Genomic DNA, 4191 nt, shown 5'->3' with positions numbered 1-4191 from the left:
AGGCTGAGGGGCTCTGAACAGGTCAAATACTTAATGCAATTGGCATAACCTCAGCCAACAACATTGCTCGCTCAGAAATAAAAATAAAAAAAAGCCGCGACCCAATAGGGTTGCGGCTTTCTGAGCTTAACCTTAGCACCTTACAGCACTTCGGACTCCCACGGAGTACGTCCGTTCATATCATCAAGGTTATAAGGTGTTAACTGGTACACGTAGTAATTAAGCCAGTTGCTAACTAGCAAACTGCCATGGCTGTGCCAACGGGCAATAGGCTGCTTTGATGGATCATCGCCGGTAAAATAATTTTGCGGCACTTCAGGTGACAACCCTTGCGACAAATCTCTTTCGTACTCATCTTTTAAGGTTGACTTTTGATACTCAGGGTGCCCCATCACGAACAGGTTACGGTTACTTCGACTCAGTACCATATAGGCGCCAGCTTCATCAGACTCAGTTAAAACCTGCAGCTCAGGGTGGGCTTTTAGCTGCTCGACATTCATCTCGGCAAAACGCGAATGAGGGGCATAAAACTCATCATCAAAACCACGCAATAAAGGAAAATGTTCGCGGGTTCGCTGATGACTGAAGACTCCAGAGCGTTTACTGCTTAGAAGTGTACGATTTAGACCATACAGGTGATAAAGCGCTGCGTGCGCAGCCCAGCATAGAAATAGCACTGAGGTAACGTGTTGCTGTGACCAGTCAATGATCTCTCTGATATGATCCCAATAAGAAACATCTTCAAACTCTATCTGACCTAACGGTGCCCCGGTAATGATAAGACCATCATAGTTTTTATTTCTCACTTGCTCGAAATCACGGTAAAAATTATTCATGTGATCAATTGAAGTGTGTTTGGACTCTTTATCGTGAATACGCAATAGATCAACATCCACTTGTAGCGGTGTATTTCCCAGCAAGCGCAGTAGCTGTGTTTCGGTTTCAATTTTGTTAGGCATCAAATTGAGGATCAATACCTTCATCGGACGTATATCCTGATTCGCTGCACGCGTTTCAGACATAACGAAGATGTTCTCGGATTCTAAGATCTCAGCAGCGGGCAAATTGTCAGGGATTTTAACGGGCATACAGCGCCTCTTATTCAATTAGGAAAATCAAACAGAAAAGGCGCCGATAAAAAGTAGTAATCGAGTCGATTATTACCGCGCCACTTTCTGCAGTAAAACTGACATTGGCTCTGAAGAGTCTAAGTCAACTTTATAAGCTTGTTCATTAATAAACATGAGTTTGTCATTAAGGCTAATGCGTGCCCCAATCGTATAAGTATGCCCGGCTTCAAATTGATCTCTGTTGATCAAAAACTGAAACGGTGTTGGCGTACTGACATCACTGCGTTCGAATTCTGCTATTACAACGGCTGGGGCATCCATCAAAGATACGTCCTGCACTTTTATTGATATGACCGCTTCAGGAGGCAGAGCAATACGCTCTTTGTACCAAACCTCTCCTTGGATCTCGACCATGGCATTAGAGGTCGCACAACCCGACAATAAGCTCGCCGCAATAACTAAAGAGAATAAAAGTTTAAAGCAGTTTTTCATGTTAACGCTCCTAATAATACATCAAGACTTCTAGAAGTCTATATGTCCACACTTGAAATTTGTATGACTTAACGATGAATATCACTGTCATAGGCTACCATTCCATCATTTCACTGTAGAGAACTCAGCACCCTTGTCACAGCAACAAACAATTAATCTTGTTCTAATACACTTAAGTTTCTATGATAAGTCACCGATTCGAAGTCGAATACCTTTATGACACAAGCAACTGCAATAATTGTCGGCGCGAGTTCATTACTCAGCCGTGAAATAGCAAAACAGCTTGCTGATGACGGCGTAGAGCTCGCCTTATTAGCCCAAGATCCACAATCTCTTACTGAGTTTAGCCAATCACTACCGACCAAGGCTGAAGTATTTCCATTGCAAATCGATGACCCGCAAGCGGTAATTTCGACACTCAATGCAGTGTGGCACTCTCTTGGTGGTGCTCATTTGGTACTGGTTAATACTGGACTAAACAGCTATGACCCAGAACTTCCTTGGCAACCAGAGCAAGATATCATCACGGTTAATGTGCAAGGCTTTTCAGCGATATGCAATACTGCCTTCAGGCTATTTCGCGATCAAGGTTATGGTCAATTAGCGGCAATTAATTCGATTGCGGGTTTAAGAGGCGGGCCTAACGTTGCTTACCATGCATCTAAAGCCTTTGCGGAAAACTACTTTGAAGGCCTAAGTATGCATGCACAGCGCCTTAAGCTACCTATCACTATCACCGATATTCAACTTGGGCTGCTTGATAAAGCCGCCCTACAGCAAAGTCGTATTTGGCTCTCTCCACCTGCTGAAGTTGCAAGACAAGTGATAAAAGCAATGAAAGCTGGTAAGCGTAAAGTGTATGTGACTAAGCGCTGGCGTCTTGTTGCTTGGCTAACAAAACTACTACCAGAGTTTGTGTACAACACCCGTCACTGGAAAACTAAAGCACAGAAGCAAGCTGAAAAAGCGGCTAAGAAAGACTAATCTCGTTCAGTGTGAGCATAAAAAGGAGCCATAAGGCTCCTTTGTATTGGGGGGAAATCCAAGTTAATCAATATGATTAAAAGGTGTAACCCACACTCACCATGTAAACCCATGGGTCGATGTCAGTTTCAATTGTCACAGGAACGACTGTATCTGACTCGAGTACTTTGTAGTTGAAATTAGCATCAGTACTGATTTTTGCGTACCAAACAGAAGCATTAACAAGCCAGTTATTGTTGATCTGATAATCTAAACCAATCTGGCCAGCAACACCCCAAGAGTTAGATAAGCTCAGGTCTGACAGTCGTCCGCCGACATCATTAGTAATTTTATTATCATAAAAGTTAGTAAAATTAACACCTAGTCCGATATAAGGTCGTAACTTCGAATCTGCGGTACCAAAATAATATTGCGCAACTAAAGTTGGCGGTAGATGCTTAGTTTCAGCAACTTTTCCAACACCCGCTAAAGAAATATCATGTGTGAACGGAGATGCTGCTAATAATTCAATACCAATATTGTCCGTCAGCATATAACCAAAATTAAGCCCAAGTTGAGTATTGCTGCTTACAGAAAATTGACCTAAATCCCCTAGATCTGGCGTTATAATATTTTGGCTAGATTCGTTAGGAGTTACTACAGCAACACCTGCACGTACAATGATATCACCAGCTTGGTGAGCTAGTGCTGAAGAGGCAAAACCGGTAGTTAGTAGGGCTGTGGCGATCAAACCAGAAACGATATTTTTGTTCATCATATTACTCCATCAATACAACATGAGCTGCTGTTTTTGTTATCAATATCCTTACATTTGCGCGTAGCCTGCCAGAATATTCACAACCATTTTTTGATCCAGATCAACAACGAAACCAAATACCTATTTAGTAATAACTACCAGTGATCGCGATCACGCTTTTATAAGACACATTGAAGCTGCAGCTTTTAAATTCGTGACACACGACACGCAAGATCAAAAACCAACCAAATCAACCAAGGCTGTTAAGTTACATTTATTCAACACTGGCTTAGGAAGCGAGATGAGAAATGACTGCGGTTTATTTGACCATTAATTTTGAGTAATGAGTTAACCACTGCTTACTCACTATTCTTTGCTCAAACAATTGCTTCGGTTTAATAGGATTATGTGAAACTGTGAGTTTGAATAACCTGTCACAACCAAATGGGGAATATAGTTCTATCTGTGGCTGAGCTGCACGATTTATGCTCGCCGCAACGGCAGTTTCCTTTTCAGGCCAAAATCCCATCGCGTCAACGCAAGAGTGGTAAGCCTGATCTTGGTTTTTCAGATGCATTCTCGCTTGATTCTTTACCGACCAAGGATACTCGGGGGCTATTGCGTTGAGCTGACTTTGATAGTGCTTGTCGATTTCAGGGCTTAGGTTATTTGGTTCGAAATAGATGAGGTCGATATCGTTTAACGGGCGAGGTTCAATCCCATGCAGTTTATCCCACACCAGATTACGCACAAACCCAGCAGCCAACATCCATTGAGGGAGATTGAGACTTTCAGCTATCAATAATGCTTGGAAGCGATACGTATCCTCTTCTAACCATTGGATTATCTGTTTGCGGGACTCAATCATAACGACTAATAACTCAATTGGCGGCTAATACCAATTGCATT

5 protein-coding genes are annotated in these 4191 nt (G+C 42.4%); 1 reads left to right on the top strand and 4 read right to left on the bottom strand.

The window, feature by feature from the left end:
- Positions 1-140: 140 nt before the first annotated feature.
- Together metA and AB4238_RS14380 are read right to left on the bottom strand one after the other, a co-directional pair.
- The gene (metA, locus tag AB4238_RS14385) at positions 141-1088 is read right to left on the bottom strand and encodes a homoserine O-succinyltransferase (protein WP_372034033.1); all 948 of its coding nucleotides are present in this window, start codon (positions 1086-1088) and stop codon (positions 141-143) included.
- 72 nt (positions 1089-1160) lie between these two features.
- Positions 1161-1562 carry a YbaY family lipoprotein gene (locus AB4238_RS14380; protein WP_372034032.1) on the bottom strand — a complete coding sequence of 134 codons (402 nt, stop codon included), beginning with the start codon at positions 1560-1562 and terminating at the stop codon, positions 1161-1163.
- Positions 1563-1778: 216 nt separating this feature from the next.
- Here AB4238_RS14380 and AB4238_RS14375 point away from each other — a divergent pair, with 216 nt between their 5' ends.
- Positions 1779-2546, top strand: a complete 768-nt coding sequence (locus AB4238_RS14375) for an SDR family NAD(P)-dependent oxidoreductase (RefSeq protein WP_372034031.1) — start codon at positions 1779-1781, stop codon at positions 2544-2546.
- Positions 2547-2622: 76 nt separating this feature from the next.
- Here the strand turns inward: AB4238_RS14375 and ompW are convergent, their stop codons facing one another.
- Positions 2623-3303, bottom strand: coding sequence for an outer membrane protein OmpW (ompW, locus tag AB4238_RS14370; protein ID WP_372034030.1), 681 nt, complete (start codon positions 3301-3303; stop codon positions 2623-2625).
- A gap of 298 nt (positions 3304-3601) precedes the next feature.
- Positions 3602-4150: a nucleotidyltransferase family protein gene (locus AB4238_RS14365; protein ID WP_372034029.1), complete on the bottom strand. Its 549-nt coding sequence runs from the start codon at positions 4148-4150 to the stop codon at positions 3602-3604.
- Positions 4151-4191 lie beyond the last annotated feature (41 nt).

Source organism: Shewanella sp. 10N.286.45.A1 (genome assembly GCF_041470405.1).
Taxonomy (GTDB): Bacteria; Pseudomonadota; Gammaproteobacteria; order Enterobacterales; family Shewanellaceae; genus Shewanella.
The sequence above is the reverse complement of the archived record's forward strand: the minus strand, read 5'-3'. Positions and strand labels throughout refer to the sequence as shown.